The 12830-nt window shown below is 62.5% G+C and carries 15 protein-coding genes, 1 tRNA gene and 1 pseudogene; 8 read left to right on the top strand and 9 right to left on the bottom strand.

The window, feature by feature from the left end:
- Positions 1-114 precede the first annotated feature (114 nt).
- Together EN885_RS21090 and EN885_RS21095 are read right to left on the bottom strand one after the other, a co-directional pair.
- Positions 115-190 (bottom strand) — tRNA-Lys (locus EN885_RS21090).
- A 104-nt stretch (positions 191-294) separates the two neighbouring features.
- Complete coding sequence (locus EN885_RS21095) at positions 295-1206, bottom strand: PhzF family phenazine biosynthesis protein (protein WP_128243776.1); 912 nt, start codon at positions 1204-1206, stop codon at positions 295-297.
- Between the two features lie 114 nt (positions 1207-1320).
- Between EN885_RS21095 and EN885_RS21100 the strand changes: the two genes are divergently transcribed.
- The 4 genes from EN885_RS21100 (at position 1321) to EN885_RS21115 (ending at position 4914) form a co-directional block, all read left to right on the top strand.
- A complete protein-coding gene (locus EN885_RS21100; RefSeq protein ID WP_128243775.1) occupies positions 1321-2613 on the top strand; it encodes an efflux RND transporter periplasmic adaptor subunit in 1293 nt (430 codons plus the stop codon).
- Positions 2614-2617: 4 nt separating this feature from the next.
- A complete protein-coding gene (locus EN885_RS21105; RefSeq protein WP_128243774.1) occupies positions 2618-3331 on the top strand; it encodes an ABC transporter ATP-binding protein in 714 nt (237 codons plus the stop codon).
- The gene (locus tag EN885_RS21110; RefSeq protein ID WP_128243773.1) at positions 3328-4545 is read left to right on the top strand and encodes an ABC transporter permease; all 1218 of its coding nucleotides are present in this window, start codon (positions 3328-3330) and stop codon (positions 4543-4545) included. The genes EN885_RS21105 and EN885_RS21110 overlap by 4 nt, the downstream gene beginning before the upstream one ends.
- Positions 4546-4671: 126 nt before the next feature.
- The gene (locus EN885_RS21115; protein WP_095483416.1) at positions 4672-4914 is read left to right on the top strand and encodes a hypothetical protein; all 243 of its coding nucleotides are present in this window, start codon (positions 4672-4674) and stop codon (positions 4912-4914) included.
- Between the two features lie 99 nt (positions 4915-5013).
- Here EN885_RS21115 and EN885_RS21120 read toward each other — a convergent pair whose 3' ends face one another.
- Positions 5014-5730: a hypothetical protein gene (locus EN885_RS21120; RefSeq protein ID WP_128243772.1), complete on the bottom strand. Its 717-nt coding sequence runs from the start codon at positions 5728-5730 to the stop codon at positions 5014-5016.
- 151 nt (positions 5731-5881) lie between these two features.
- Positions 5882-6994, bottom strand: coding sequence for an endonuclease/exonuclease/phosphatase family protein (locus EN885_RS21125; protein ID WP_127205215.1), 1113 nt, complete (start codon positions 6992-6994; stop codon positions 5882-5884).
- A 166-nt stretch (positions 6995-7160) separates the two neighbouring features.
- On the opposite strand from EN885_RS21125, the gene EN885_RS21130 reads away from it, so the two are divergent.
- The gene (locus EN885_RS21130) at positions 7161-7724 is read left to right on the top strand and encodes a BA14K family protein (RefSeq protein ID WP_128243771.1); all 564 of its coding nucleotides are present in this window, start codon (positions 7161-7163) and stop codon (positions 7722-7724) included.
- A 177-nt stretch (positions 7725-7901) separates the two neighbouring features.
- The gene (locus tag EN885_RS21135; RefSeq protein WP_095483412.1) at positions 7902-8186 is read left to right on the top strand and encodes a PilZ domain-containing protein; all 285 of its coding nucleotides are present in this window, start codon (positions 7902-7904) and stop codon (positions 8184-8186) included.
- A gap of 192 nt (positions 8187-8378) precedes the next feature.
- Here the strand turns inward: EN885_RS21135 and ilvC are convergent, their stop codons facing one another.
- On the bottom strand, positions 8379-9398 hold the full coding sequence (gene ilvC / locus EN885_RS21140; RefSeq protein WP_008876557.1) for a ketol-acid reductoisomerase: 1020 nt from the start codon (positions 9396-9398) through the stop codon (positions 8379-8381).
- A gap of 139 nt (positions 9399-9537) precedes the next feature.
- Positions 9538-10191 carry a TetR/AcrR family transcriptional regulator gene (locus EN885_RS21145; RefSeq protein ID WP_128243770.1) on the bottom strand — a complete coding sequence of 218 codons (654 nt, stop codon included), beginning with the start codon at positions 10189-10191 and terminating at the stop codon, positions 9538-9540.
- Positions 10192-10357: 166 nt separating this feature from the next.
- Between EN885_RS21145 and EN885_RS21150 the strand changes: the two genes are divergently transcribed.
- Positions 10358-10786 (top strand): DUF1772 domain-containing protein, encoded by a 429-nt coding sequence (locus tag EN885_RS21150; protein WP_127292338.1) that lies wholly within the window; start codon positions 10358-10360, stop codon positions 10784-10786.
- 19 nt (positions 10787-10805) lie between these two features.
- Here EN885_RS21150 and EN885_RS21155 read toward each other — a convergent pair whose 3' ends face one another.
- Positions 10806-11264, bottom strand: coding sequence for a MarR family winged helix-turn-helix transcriptional regulator (locus EN885_RS21155; protein ID WP_128243769.1), 459 nt, complete (start codon positions 11262-11264; stop codon positions 10806-10808).
- A 98-nt stretch (positions 11265-11362) separates the two neighbouring features.
- Here EN885_RS21155 and EN885_RS21160 point away from each other — a divergent pair, with 98 nt between their 5' ends.
- Positions 11363-12124, top strand: coding sequence for a glutathione S-transferase family protein (locus EN885_RS21160; RefSeq protein ID WP_128243768.1), 762 nt, complete (start codon positions 11363-11365; stop codon positions 12122-12124).
- Here EN885_RS21160 and EN885_RS21165 read toward each other — a convergent pair.
- Positions 12087-12320 (bottom strand): annotated as a pseudogene (locus tag EN885_RS21165) (FAD-dependent monooxygenase); the annotation flags it as partial. The gene EN885_RS21160 and the pseudogene EN885_RS21165 sit on opposite strands and share 38 nt — an antisense overlap.
- A 2-nt stretch (positions 12321-12322) precedes the next feature.
- Positions 12323-12733: a helix-turn-helix domain-containing protein gene (locus EN885_RS21170; RefSeq protein WP_095483407.1), complete on the bottom strand. Its 411-nt coding sequence runs from the start codon at positions 12731-12733 to the stop codon at positions 12323-12325.
- Between the last annotated feature and the right edge of the window lie 97 nt (positions 12734-12830).

Raw genomic sequence — 12830 nt, forward strand, 5'->3', positions numbered from 1 at the left:
CGAGGGATTGGCCGACGCGGCCTGAAAGTCTCCCATGAGACGTGAGACTGAGATTTTCAGTCTCACGTTCTCCCTGTGTTCTCAGGGTCTATCCACCAAGTATTTTGAAATCTTTGGTGGGTGCGACAGGGATCGAACCTGTGACCCGCTGATTAAGAGTCAGCTGCTCTACCAACTGAGCTACGCACCCACTCGCCGGCAAAACCAGCGTCGGCGGGCATATAGCCGCCGCCATCGGCCATGTCCAGCCCTGCCGGATTCATTTCCCGACAAATCGCCTCGGGCCGATGGCGATCAGCCAAACAACCGGCCTTCCGCCACCTTGACGGCATGGCCGCCGATGCGGGCGGACGCAAGTTTGCCGCCTTCGACATTCAGTTCGAGGCGAATGCGCGAAGGCCGGCCCATCTCCAGCCCTTGCTCGATCCAACGCTGGGAAACACCCTCCCTCGGGCCGTCGAAATGCATGATCGCGCCGGCGAAGGCGGCCGCCGCCGAACCGGTCGCCGGATCTTCATAGGAAGGATTGCCCGGCACAATCATACGGACATGAAAGGCGCTGTCGTGGTTCACCGTCTCGCGACAGTAGACATACGGGCTGGCGAAGGCCCAATCGCTCTTGCGTGGTGCCAGTTCCGACCACGCCTGGTTGTCCAGCCTTATCCGGGCCGCTGCCTCGAGGTCGGCGACCGGAATGGTCACGTAGGGCACGCCGGCCGACCAGAACGAGACACGGTGATTCTCGAAGCCGATTTCGTGCGGCCCCAGGCCAAGTGCTGCCCCGATCGCCTCCGGGTCGGCGGACAATTCCAGCTGCTCCGGCAGTTTGGCCAGGTCGAACTCGGCAAAGGTAGCGCCATCATGCTTGCTGACGGCGCAGCGCACCGGGCCGATGTTTTCTTCCAGGACAAAAATGCCGGCGGTGTCGCCATCGTCAGCCATTTCGGTAAGCGCGATCGCAGAGCCGACGGTCGGATGGCCTGCGAACGGCATTTCGTAATCGGGCGTGAAGATGCGAATGCGGGCGCGGTGCTTGGGATTGTCCGCCGGCAGCACGAAGACCGTTTCCGACAGGTTGAACTCGCGTGCGATGGCCTGCATCGCGGCCGTGTCCAGCCCCTTACTGTCAAGCACGACGGCCAGCGGATTGCCGGCCAGCCGCTCGGTCGTGAACACGTCGTAAAGTAAGTAATTCCGGGTCAGCATCGTAGTAAGCCTTCTGCCTCAATCCCAACATGGGCGAAATTTAATTTGATATTTGAACCATTAGGCCTGATCTGTGCACTGATTGGGACATCACTGATATTATAGGGGTCCGGCGTGGACCAGATTGTCAATCTGCCAAAAGTGGAATCCGCTTCCACCATCGAGACGGCGCTCGGGCTTGACCACCAGGGTCTGAAGAAGAAACGGCGTCGCTTCTGGCTCTATGGCCTGCTTGCGCTGATCGTCATCGCGGCTGGGGTCGCCGGCTACCAATGGTATTCCGGGTCTCCCGCCAAGATCGACTATACCACGGTGCCGGCCGCTGTCGCCGACCTCACGGTCGAGGTATCAGCCACCGGCACGCTGCAGCCGCTCACCCAGGTCGACATTTCGAGCGAACTGTCCGGCGTCGTCCGCTCGGTCGCGGTCAACGGGAACCAGCAGGTGAAGAAGGGCGATGTCCTGGCGGCGCTCGACACGGCCAAGCTGGAGGTGCAGATCGAGCGCGCCGAGGCTTCCGCCAAGGCGGCGGCCGCCAATGTCGAGACCGCCACGGTAACCCTCACCGAAAGTGAAAGAGCGCTTGTGCGCGCCGCGGCACTGACAAAGCGCGGCATGGCGACGGACCAGTCGCTTGAAGCAGCGACCGCGACGCGCGACCGCTCCAAGGCAGCGCTCGACAGCGCCAAAGCCAATCTTGCCATCGCCAATGCCGATCTCAAAGCGCAGCAGACGGACTTCGCCAAGAGCACCATCTATGCACCCATCGACGGGATCGTCCTGACGCGCTCGGTCGATCCTGGCCAGACGGTCGCCTCCTCGCTGCAGGCGCCGGTGCTGTTCGTCATCGCCGCCGACCTCAGGAACATGGAATTGAAGGCAGCGGTCGACGAGGCCGACATCGGCGCGGTCAAGCCCGGCCAGCATGCCCGTTTCACCGTCGATGCCTTTCCGGAACGGCCGTTCGATGCCGAAATCCGCGACATTTCCTATGCTTCGGTCACCACTGACGGCGTCGTCACCTATGACGCGCGGTTCGAAGTCGACAACAACGAGCTTCTGTTGCGGCCCGGCATGACTGCCACCGTTTCGGTCGTCACCAGAGAGGCCAAGGGCGTGCTCACCGTGCCGTCGACGGCTTTCCGTTACCGGCCGGCGCAAACAGCCGCCCGCGGGTGGAGCCTGAGCGACCTGTTCACGGGCCGCATGGGCCGCCCAGGCGGCAACCGCCAGCGCCAGGCGACGGCGCAGCCTACCGATGGCTCGCGCGCGCTCTACGTGCTCGAGAATGGCCGGCCTCGGCCCGTCAACGTCAAGACTGGCTCCACCGATGGCGAACTGACCGAGATCACCTCCGGCCTCGAAGAAGGTGCGCAAGTCATCACCGCCGCTCAGCAGCGGAGCTGAGACCATGGCGGCGGGCGCGACCCTCATCACCTTCGACAAGGTCTGGAAAAGCTATGGCCAGGGCGAGGCCACGGTCCATGCGCTGGCTGGCGTCGATCTTGCCATCCGCAGCGGCGAATTCGTCGCCATCATGGGTCCGTCCGGCTCGGGCAAGTCGACGGCGATGAACATCATCGGCTGCCTCGACACGCCGACCGCCGGAACCTACAGCTTCATGGGCATCGACGCCGGCCGTCTCGACCGCAACCGCCGCGCCATGCTGCGCAATCTCTATGTCGGCTTCGTCTTCCAGGGCTACAATCTCCTGCCGCGCACCACGGCGGTGGAAAATGTCGAATTGCCGCTGATCTATCGCGGCGTCGCCGCCCGCGAACGCCACGACCTCGCCATGAAAGCGCTGGCCGAGGTCGGCCTTGTCGGCCGCGAGCATCATACGCCGGCCGAACTCTCCGGTGGCCAGCAGCAGCGCGTGGCGATCGCACGCGCCATCGTCACCAGGCCGACCCTGCTCGTCGCCGACGAACCGACCGGCAATCTCGATACCGCCCGCACCCACGAGATCATGGAACTCTTGACCAGGCTGAACACTGAGCTTGGCCTCACCATCGCCATGGTCACGCATGAGGCCGATGTCGCCGGTTATGCCGAGCGCACGATTCGCTTCCTCGACGGCCACGTCGCCTCCGACACCGTGAATCTCGAGATGGTGTCACCATGATCTGGGAAACCGTCCGCCTCTCGCTGCTTTCGGTCCGCCGCAACGTGCTGCGCTCGTTCCTGACGCTGCTCGGCATCGTGATTGGCGTCGCCGCCGTCATCGCCATGCTCACCATCGGCTCGGGTACCACCGAAAAGGTAAAGGCCGATATCTCCAAGCTCGGCAGCAATCTGCTTGTCGTCCGTTCCGGCCGCCCGGCCGGGCCCGGCGGACCGGGAGGGCTCGACCAGGTGGTCCGTCCGCTTGCCCAAAAGGACCTTGCCGCGCTCGTCACCCATCTGAGCGGCGCCCGCGCCATTTCACCGGCCTCGCAAAAGCAGGTCCGCGTCATCTTCGGCACCGAAAGCCTGACATCGGGTGTCACCGGCACCGATAGCGCCTATCTCGATGCGCGCGACTGGAAGCTGGTTTCGGGCCGCCCGTTCAGCGATTCGGAGACCCGCTCGGGCACCGGCGTCTGCCTGATCGGCGAAACGGTGCGCCAGCAGTTCTTTGGCGCAGGCGACCCCGAAGGCGAGATCATTCGCGTCAATCGCACATCCTGCAAGATCATCGGCCTGCTCGAGCCGAAGGGCTATACCGGCTTCGGCCAGGACCAGGACAACGTCGTGCTGATGCCGCTCGCCGCCTATCAGCGACGCATCGCCGGCAACCGCGACATCGAATCGATCTACGTCGCCGCCGACGATAGGACTCCGACCACCGAGCTGCTGCCGCGTGTCGAGGACATCTTGCGCGACACACGCCGCATCACGCCCGACCGCGAGGACGATTTCTCGATCCGCGACATGACCCAGATCGCCGACGCCATGGCGAGCGCCACCACGACGATGACCGGCATGCTGGGCGCGGTCGCAGGCGTCAGCCTGCTCGTCGGCGGCATCGGCATCATGAACATCATGCTAGTGTCGGTCACCGAACGCACCCGCGAGATCGGCATCCGGCTCGCCATCGGCGCGCATGAAAAGCACATTCTCATCCAGTTCCTGGTCGAGGCGACCGTGCTGTCGCTGCTCGGCGGCATTATCGGCATCCTGATCGGCCTGGCGCTGGCCGGCTTCGCCTCGCTGACGCTGGCCATCCCGTTCGCGCCAAGCCCGGCGGTCATCCTGCTCGCTGTCGGCTTCTCGGCGCTGATCGGCATGGTGTTCGGTTTCTTCCCGGCGCTGCGTGGCGCCCGGCTCGATCCGATCGACGCGCTGAGGCATGAATAGCGCGGCGCAGCGTGCGCCACCTTCAGACGTCCCCCCGAAATTTTTATCCTGCCCTCGCCCTGCCCTCTGTCGCCGCACAGTTTGCGGTGATAGCAATCGCCTTGGGGACATGGGGGGAATAGTGGGATGAGCAAGAAAGAGCGAGTAATTTTGATAACGGTGATCGTCGAGGCCGCATTGGCGGGGCTCTGGTGGTACTTGGCCAGCTATGGCATGGCCAACCCCGATCATGTCACCGCCGATTTCCAGCAGGTTGTCGGTCAGACGATGGGAACGGCGATGGGGGCGCTGCTCGGTGTCGGCGTCATGCTGTTTTTCGTCGCCGCCCGCAACGATCGCAAAACCATCGAAAACAAAATGCGTCGTTAGAGCGACGGGCGTCCACTTGGACGCACAAAGTACGCTCTAACACTTTGAATCTGTGCATCGCGCTTTCCGAAAATCGATTCCGATTTTCGGGCCGATGCATTAGTCCTTGTCGGCAAAATGCCACTCGATCAGTGGCTTCATATGCGACATCAGCCCGTCCGGCAGGTCATCGGCATTGCGGATGATGACAGGCCCTTCGATTTCCGGCTCGGCCTCGGCAGCGACAAAGGCGCTGATGCGCTGCGCGATCTCGCCGGCGGATGCCGTCTCGCGATAGCGGCGAAAGATCACTGTGCCGCTTGCTGTCGACAGGGCGTAATAACGCTTGCCGCGTGTTACGCCGGCGAGGTCGAGGCCGGTTTCTTCCCGCACCTCGCGGATCATGTTGAAGTCGACATCGACAAGGCCGTCGCGGAAATCGGTTGGTTCGAACGAGCCGGCGGCGAAATAGACGCGGCCAGCATTGACCGTGTGCGACGCCATGCGGATCGCCACCAGCGCATTGTCGCCGGCGACCAGCATGGCATGGGCATAGGCGTGCTCTGCCCCAGCCACCTGCCGATCGCCGCGCCAAAGCATGAAGGTCGAGTAGCGCACCGCATGGCAGCGGCCGACAAGGCTGTTGTCGCGATAGCTGAGCGCCGAAAGCAGCACCACGGTGCCGTCGAACAACGCCGGATTGGCCGCGATCTCACGGCCCCAGTTCTCGGCGATCGCTTGCGCATTGTCGCGTTCGAACGGATGCGGGCCGGGGTCGAGCCTGACATTGACGGCGTCGACCGGCAGGATGACGTTGCGCGGCAGGTCAAAGGTCATCTTACTCTGAGGTGTGTTGAGATTCAGGTCAGGCCGAGCCGAAAATGGTGGTTTCCGAGAACCGGAGCGGAGCGTACTTTTGGGTACGTGAGCACCGGAAGCGCAGGAAGCCGCCGTTTGCAGGCCGGCATCACCTGAATATCAACACACCTCAGGCCATGTCCAGGGTGATCGCCACCGGACAATGGTCGGACGCCTTCGGCCGGTCCCAGCCGGCACGCGGAAAGCGGTCCACCTCCTGGCCCGCCGGAAAAATCGTGCGCCAAGGCTGGCCGTTGCGGATGATGTCGGGAACGGCTGTCGCATTCTTGGCGGCCAGGGCCTTCGATAACAGAATGTAGTCGAGCTGGCACAGATGCCGCTCTTCCGGCCCGCGCGTGTGATAGAAGGTCCAGCGATCCATCTCCGGCCGCCGCTCGACCGCATTCTCGCAAAAGCCGCCGGCGGTGAGCACGTTGAGGCAGGACTGGCTCTCGTTGACCACCTCGAAGCGGTAGCCGTCAAAGGCGTCGCCGGAGACCTTTACGCGCTGCCGGTAATCGTTCATGTCGCCGCAGATCGCCCAGCGCTTGTCGGCAGCATGATCCCCACCGAAACGCTCCTCGATGATCCGGCGCACCGCTTGCGCCTCGGCAATGCGCAGCGGCATCGTCGCCTCGCGCCCGTCAAGACCGTTGCGGGGCGAACCCATCGACTTGAAGTGCACGAGATACAGCGTCAGCGGCACGCCGCCTACCTTCAGGTCGATTTCCAGGCAGTCGCGCCGGAAGATGCGCTGATTGGCCTGATGCCCAAGCGCCGCCAGTTCAGGCGTGTGCAAGCCGAACTGCTCGAACGTGACATAGGCGTGGCTTGTCATGCGCACGAATTCGATCGGCTGGCCTTGCGCGGTCTCGTTGCGCATCATCACGGCGACGTCGATGCCGCGCGAATCGTTGCCGGCGGTGGTGTATTTCTGCCGGTAGCCGTGCCCGACCATCTTGAACAGGTAGCCGTATTCGAATGCCTTCAGTGCCTCGATGTTGTCGACTTCCTGCATGCAGATGATGTCGGCGCGGGTGGCCGCGATGGCCAGCGCCGTCAACTGGCGCGTATCGTCGGATTGCGCGATCGCCCGCGCCTGCTCCAGCATCTTGTATTCGGCCTCGCTCTGAATGTCGAAGAGAGCCAGCGTGCGGTCTTCGTTGAGCTGGTTGCGATATCCGGAAAAATCAAACCTGTTCATCAGGTTTTCGACATTGAATGTGGCGAGGCGCAGCGACATGGCGGTGACCTTTGCCCGCAAGCGCGCCCGAAAACAAGAGCCTGACCTGCCCGCTATGGTTGACGGAACCTTTCCGTTCATCCTCCGTTCAGGCGGGAAATTGCATGAATGATGTTCTTCCCCGGGGTATTCTGGGCGTGGGGCCTGAAATCTCTTGGAGAGTGCAATGAACTCGCTCTTTTCTTCGACAGTCAAATCCGGGCTGATAGCCCTCGGTCTCATCTCCGGCATTACCGCGCCGTCCGCCGCCGGCCCGATCATGCAGCCCGAAATTTCGGTGCCCGCCAGCACCGTTGCACCGACAATCACGCCTGTCCGCGATAGCTGGGCTGGCGGCAACGACCGACGCTTCAACAACTGGCAATGGCGTCGCCATGACGGCCGCCGATTCTCAAGGTCGGGCAATTGGGACCGCGGTAACTGGCACCGTAGGCACTGGAATCGCGGAGACGACTGGCGTTGGCGTCATCATCGCCGCCATTACCGCGGCCGCTACTACGATGATGGCGCGGGCGCCGCGATTCTCGGCTTGGGCCTGGGGCTCGGCCTTGGCAGCATGTACAACAACTACAACTATTACGATGCGCCGCCGCCGCGCCGCTATTATCGTGCAGGGTCGAGCGCTCACGTCCGGTGGTGCTATAATCGTTACCGCTCGTATCGCGCCTGGGACAACACATTCCAGCCCTATGGCGGTCCCCGTCAGCAGTGCTGGTCGCCCTACAGCTGATCGACTGATGCATTCCAGACGGCGCCGCGCCCCTCGCGGCGCCGTTTTCTCTGTCCGGCCGGGACACCGCGAAATCGTTTTCGCCGCCGACGATAACGCTATGTTTATCAGGCAGGCCTAATTATCTTGCCGATCGCACCACATGAAATGCGACGATCGCCGGGGATTGGGCGCGCGATGGCTGAAGACGAACACAGGGATCAACGCAGGCAGCGCGTTTTCAAGGGCGCGACGATCCTGACCGGCGTGACCAATTCCGAGGTCACATGCACGGTGCGCAACATGCATGCCGGCGGCGCCGAACTGAAGGTCTCGATCGACGCTCGCGTGCCCGACGAGTTCCTGCTCTATGTGCCGACCGACGGCATCGCCTACAAGGCAGCGGTCCGCTGGCGTCGCGAGGACCGCATCGGCGTCATGTTCACCGGCACCGCGCCAAAGCCCCACTGGCACTACGGCTGAACACAGTGTTGGCGCCAGCGGGTCGCCCCACGGCTTGATGCTTCGACACAGGAAGTCCGATGCCAATTCGCCTGCCGAGTCAGGTGGCGCAGGTTTCGAGAACCGGAGCGGAGCGAACATTAAGTTCGTGAGCACCGGAAGCGCAGAAACCTGCGTCAGATGACCGGCAGGGTAGAATTGGCGCGGGCTTCCTTAGTTCTTGGCCTTGTCGACCAGCTTGTTCTTCGAAATCCACGGCATCATCGCGCGCAGCTTGGCGCCGACTTCCTCGATCTGGTGGCTGTCATTGTTGCGGCGGATGCCCTTGAAGCGCGACATGCCGGCGCGGTATTCCTGCATCCATTCCGAGGTGAACTTGCCGGTCTGGATGTCCTTCAGCACGCGCTTCATCTCGGCCTTGGTGTCGGCGGTGATGATGCGCGGACCCGAAACATATTCGCCCCATTCGGCGGTGTTCGAGATCGAGTAGTTCATATTGGCGATGCCGCCCTCATAGATCAGGTCGACGATCAGCTTGACCTCGTGCAGGCATTCGAAATAGGCCATCTCAGGCGCGTAGCCGGCTTCCACCAGCGTCTCGAAACCGGCGCGGATCAGCTCGACCAGGCCGCCGCACAGCACCACCTGCTCGCCGAACAGGTCGGTCTCGCATTCCTCGCGGAAATTGGTCTCGATGATGCCCGAACGGCCGCCGCCGACGCCGCAGGCATAGGAGAGCGCCAAGTCAAGCGCATTGCCCGAAGCGTCCTGGTTGACGGCGACCAGGCACGGCACGCCGCCGCCCTTCTGGTATTCGCCACGCACGGTGTGGCCGGGCCCCTTCGGCGCGATCATGACGACGTCGACCGAGGCCTTCGGCTCGATCAGGCCGAAGTGCACGTTGAGGCCGTGGGCGAAAGCGATCGCCGCGCCGTCGCGGATGTTCGGCGCGATCTCGTTCTTGTAAATGTCGGCCTGCAATTCGTCCGGCGTCGCCATCATCATCAGGTCGGCCCATTTGGCGGCGTCCGCCACGCTCATCACCTTGAGGCCGTCGGCCTCGACCTTCTTGGCGGTCGCCGAGCCGGCCTTGAGACCGATAGCAATATCCTTGGCGCCGGAATCCTTGAGGTTGAGCGCATGCGCCCTGCCCTGGCTGCCATAGCCGATGATGGCGACCTTCTTGCCCTTGATCAGGTTGAGATCGGCATCGCGATCGTAATAGACACGCATTTTTTCTTCCTTCCCGTTGTGAATTTCAGAGCATGATGCCGAAAAGTGTGAAGCGGTTTTCGGACGACATCATGCTCTATCTCTTTGATTTAGAGCCGGATTCCGATTTCAGGTCGACTTGACCTGAAATCATCCGGATCTAGAGGCCTCGCGGCCCGGTTTTTGCTCCGTAGAGAGCGAGAAACTGCTGCGTCGCCCGGACGGCATCGCCGCCGATCGCCGCATCAGTCATTTCCAGCCGGTCGCCGAGCAGAAGGCGAATCTGCACGTCACGGGCGACCAGCCCGAAAAAGGTGCGGAATGCCGCTTCGGCATCCGAGAACTCGAGAAGCCCGGCCTGCTGGCCTGCTTCCAGCACCGGCTTCAGGCGCCTGGCCAGCGCGAAGCGGCCATTCTCCAGCACGATGGCGCCGAGATCGTCCTTGCCGGATCCGGCGTGGCTGACCGCGACGCGGTTGAGCGCGATCGAGGTGTCGCTCGAAATCACCTTGAGCCAATCCGAAGCGAAGCGCTCGAGGCTCGCCGTCAATGAGGCAAGGTCGAGCCCCTTGCGGTCGACCGGCACCACTCGCACCTTGGACGCCTGCCATTGCACCGTTGCCGTCAAAAGCCCGTCGCGATCGCCGAACCATTTGTAGAGCGTTTCCTTGGAACAGCTCGCTCGCCGCGCTACGGCGGTCATGGTCAACTGATCACCCTCCTCGACCAGCAGGCGAAGGGCAGCATCGAGCACAGCTTTCTGCCGCTCCGTCAGCGCCTCGCTGGTGTCGATGTCGGCGCTTGCCTGCAACAAACTCTTTTCCTGCTCGAAGACGGCGGCATTCACTAGAAGGCCGTACCGTACGTTACGGTTCGGACCCTTCTATGGCGTATTGCCCGAACCGGTGCAAGCCCCTATCTCCACTTTGACGCTTTCCAAAAGGACGGCCCTTACGGAAATGGCGTATCACGGAGGGAAGATGCTCATCGGCCTGCTCGCCTTGACCGTTACCGCCGCCTTCGCCGGCGCCGCCATCTATGTCAGCGTCGCCGAGCAGCCGGCGCGGCTTCGCCTCGATGACCGGGCGTTGCTGCAGGAATGGCAGCCTTCCTACAAGCGCGGCGCCGCAATGCAGGCGTCGATCGCCGTGGTCGCCTGTGTTCTTGGTGTCGTTGCCTGGTGGCAGACCGGCAGTCTCGCCTATCTGGTCGGGGCGGTGCTGATCATCCTACCCTGGCCATGGACGCTGATCGCAATGATGCCGACAAACCGATTGCTGGAGGCGATGGACGCGGCTGCCACCAATCCGCGGGCCAGGGAATTGATCATCAAATGGGGCAATCTGCATCTGGTTCGCGTCATGCTTGGCGTGCTGGCGGCACTGGCATTCCTCTGGGGCAGTATCTGAGGTCGCGCCAACGGCCACATCACTCCAGGGCGGCTGGATGGCGCAGCCGCCCAAGCAGAGCCGACAAGGTTTCCAGGTCATCGTTGGAAAGCCTGGCACCGACCAGCTCCACGATCGATCGTCCGTAGACGGCCCACATGCGGCGGCGCGTCTCGCGCCCCTTGCCCGTAATGCGGATAGTCTGTCCTCGCCCGTCATCGGCAACCCTGAGCTTCTCGACCAGCCCGTCCGCTTCGAGCCGCGCCAGCAGCCGGGAGATGTTGTATTGCGCAAACAGTGTGCGCTCGATCAGCTGGAATGGCCGCAACCCACCCTCACCCGCTTCGGCTAGCTCATGCAGCACGTCGTACCAGGCAAGCGGCGGTAAGCTGCTGTCCTTCAGCGCGTCTTCGGCTCTTTCCACCAGCTGGCGCGAAGCGCGCATCAGGCGCGCCCAGGCCTTGATGGCCGCGGGCGAAGGATTGGTTTTCTCCGTCATGATTGCAGCATAGGCGATAGATGCAACTGCATCAAGCTTGCCAGTGGATGCAAATGCATCTATATAGATGCAACTGCATTGATAGCGGAGGTGCTACCATGAAACATGAAATCTGCAAGATCGCCGACATCCCGGAGACGGGCAGCCTGGTGGCCGACAAGCTCGTTCTCGTCAGCCACCACCTTTGTCCCTATGTGCAGCGCGCGGCGATCTCGCTCGCCGAAAAGGACGTGCCGTTCGAACGCCTCACCATCGATCTTGCCAACAAGCCGGCCTGGTTCAAGGCGATATCGCCGCTCGGCAAAGTGCCGCTGCTGCGCGTGCAGCAGAATGGCGAAGAAACGGTGATTTTCGAGTCGGCGGTCATCCTCGAATTCCTCGAGGAAACGCAACGGTCCCCGCTTCATCCTGCCGATCCGCTGGCCCGCGCCCGCCATCGCGCCTGGATCGAGTTCGGCTCGGCCATCCTCAACGCCATCGGTCGACTCTATTCCGCACCGACCGCGGCCACCTTCCTGGCCGAAAGCGAAGGTCTGTCGGCAATGTTTGGTCGTCTCGAAGCGGAACTGGCGACTGGCCGAGCTGGACCATGGTTCGCCGGCGAGCGCTTTTCACTGGTCGATGCTGTCTATGGACCAATCTTCCGCTATTTCGACGCCTTCGATCGGATCGGCGATTTCGGCATCCTGAACGGAAAGCCGCTTGTCGAGGCCTGGCGGAAGGGATTGCACGAACGCAAGTCGGTGAAGAACGCCGTCACCCCGGATTATCCACAGCGCCTTCATGCATTCCTGCAAGCGAGGGGTTCACATCTTTCGACCATCATCCGCCGCACCGAAGCGGCCACTGCGCTTTTTTGATCCCGATCCGCCTGAACGGATCGACCACGGTTCCAGCCACCATCGAGGCAAGGATGTTTGGCGCCGGCGGGATTTTTGCCACTGACGCCACCAGCCTGTCGCGGACGAACGGCATCACGGTCGAATCCGACTGGTAGAACGGCGTCAGCATCAGCGACAGCGCCTGAAAGACCCGGACGTGCCACCGCCGCGCCTGGGTTAGGCCTCGGTAGCGTCGAAGGCGTTCCGCGCGGCGCGCACAGCGCCATGATTGAGCTCGGCCCACTGGAGCAGCTGGTGCAGCGGCCCGAACATCGAGCGTCCGAGATCGGTCAGACTGTATTCGACGCTCGGCGGCTTGGTCGGGAATACCTCACGATGGACGTAGCCGTCGCGCTGCAAATCGTGCAGCGTCTGGGTGAGCATGCGCTGTGAAATGTCAGGCACCAGCCGCCGCAATTCGCCGAACCGGTACGGCTTCTCCGCCAGCGCCATCATCAGCAGCGAACTCCATTTGTTGCTGATGCCCTGGATCACGTCGCGGACCGGACAGTCCGCAATGTTGCCCCCGCCGCTGCCCGCTTTATAGATCTCGAGCTTCGATCTCAGACTGACGATCTTGCTGTCCATCGCTGGTTCCCTACGCCTGCCTACCTCCCGCAAAACTGCCTTCTTTACGGGGGTCGGTCAATTCCTATTTTAGTGCTGGTCTCTTTTTGAGACTCAT

The sequence above is a fragment of the Mesorhizobium sp. M6A.T.Cr.TU.014.01.1.1 genome (genome assembly GCF_004022765.1).
Lineage (GTDB): Bacteria > Pseudomonadota > Alphaproteobacteria > Rhizobiales > Rhizobiaceae > Mesorhizobium > Mesorhizobium mediterraneum.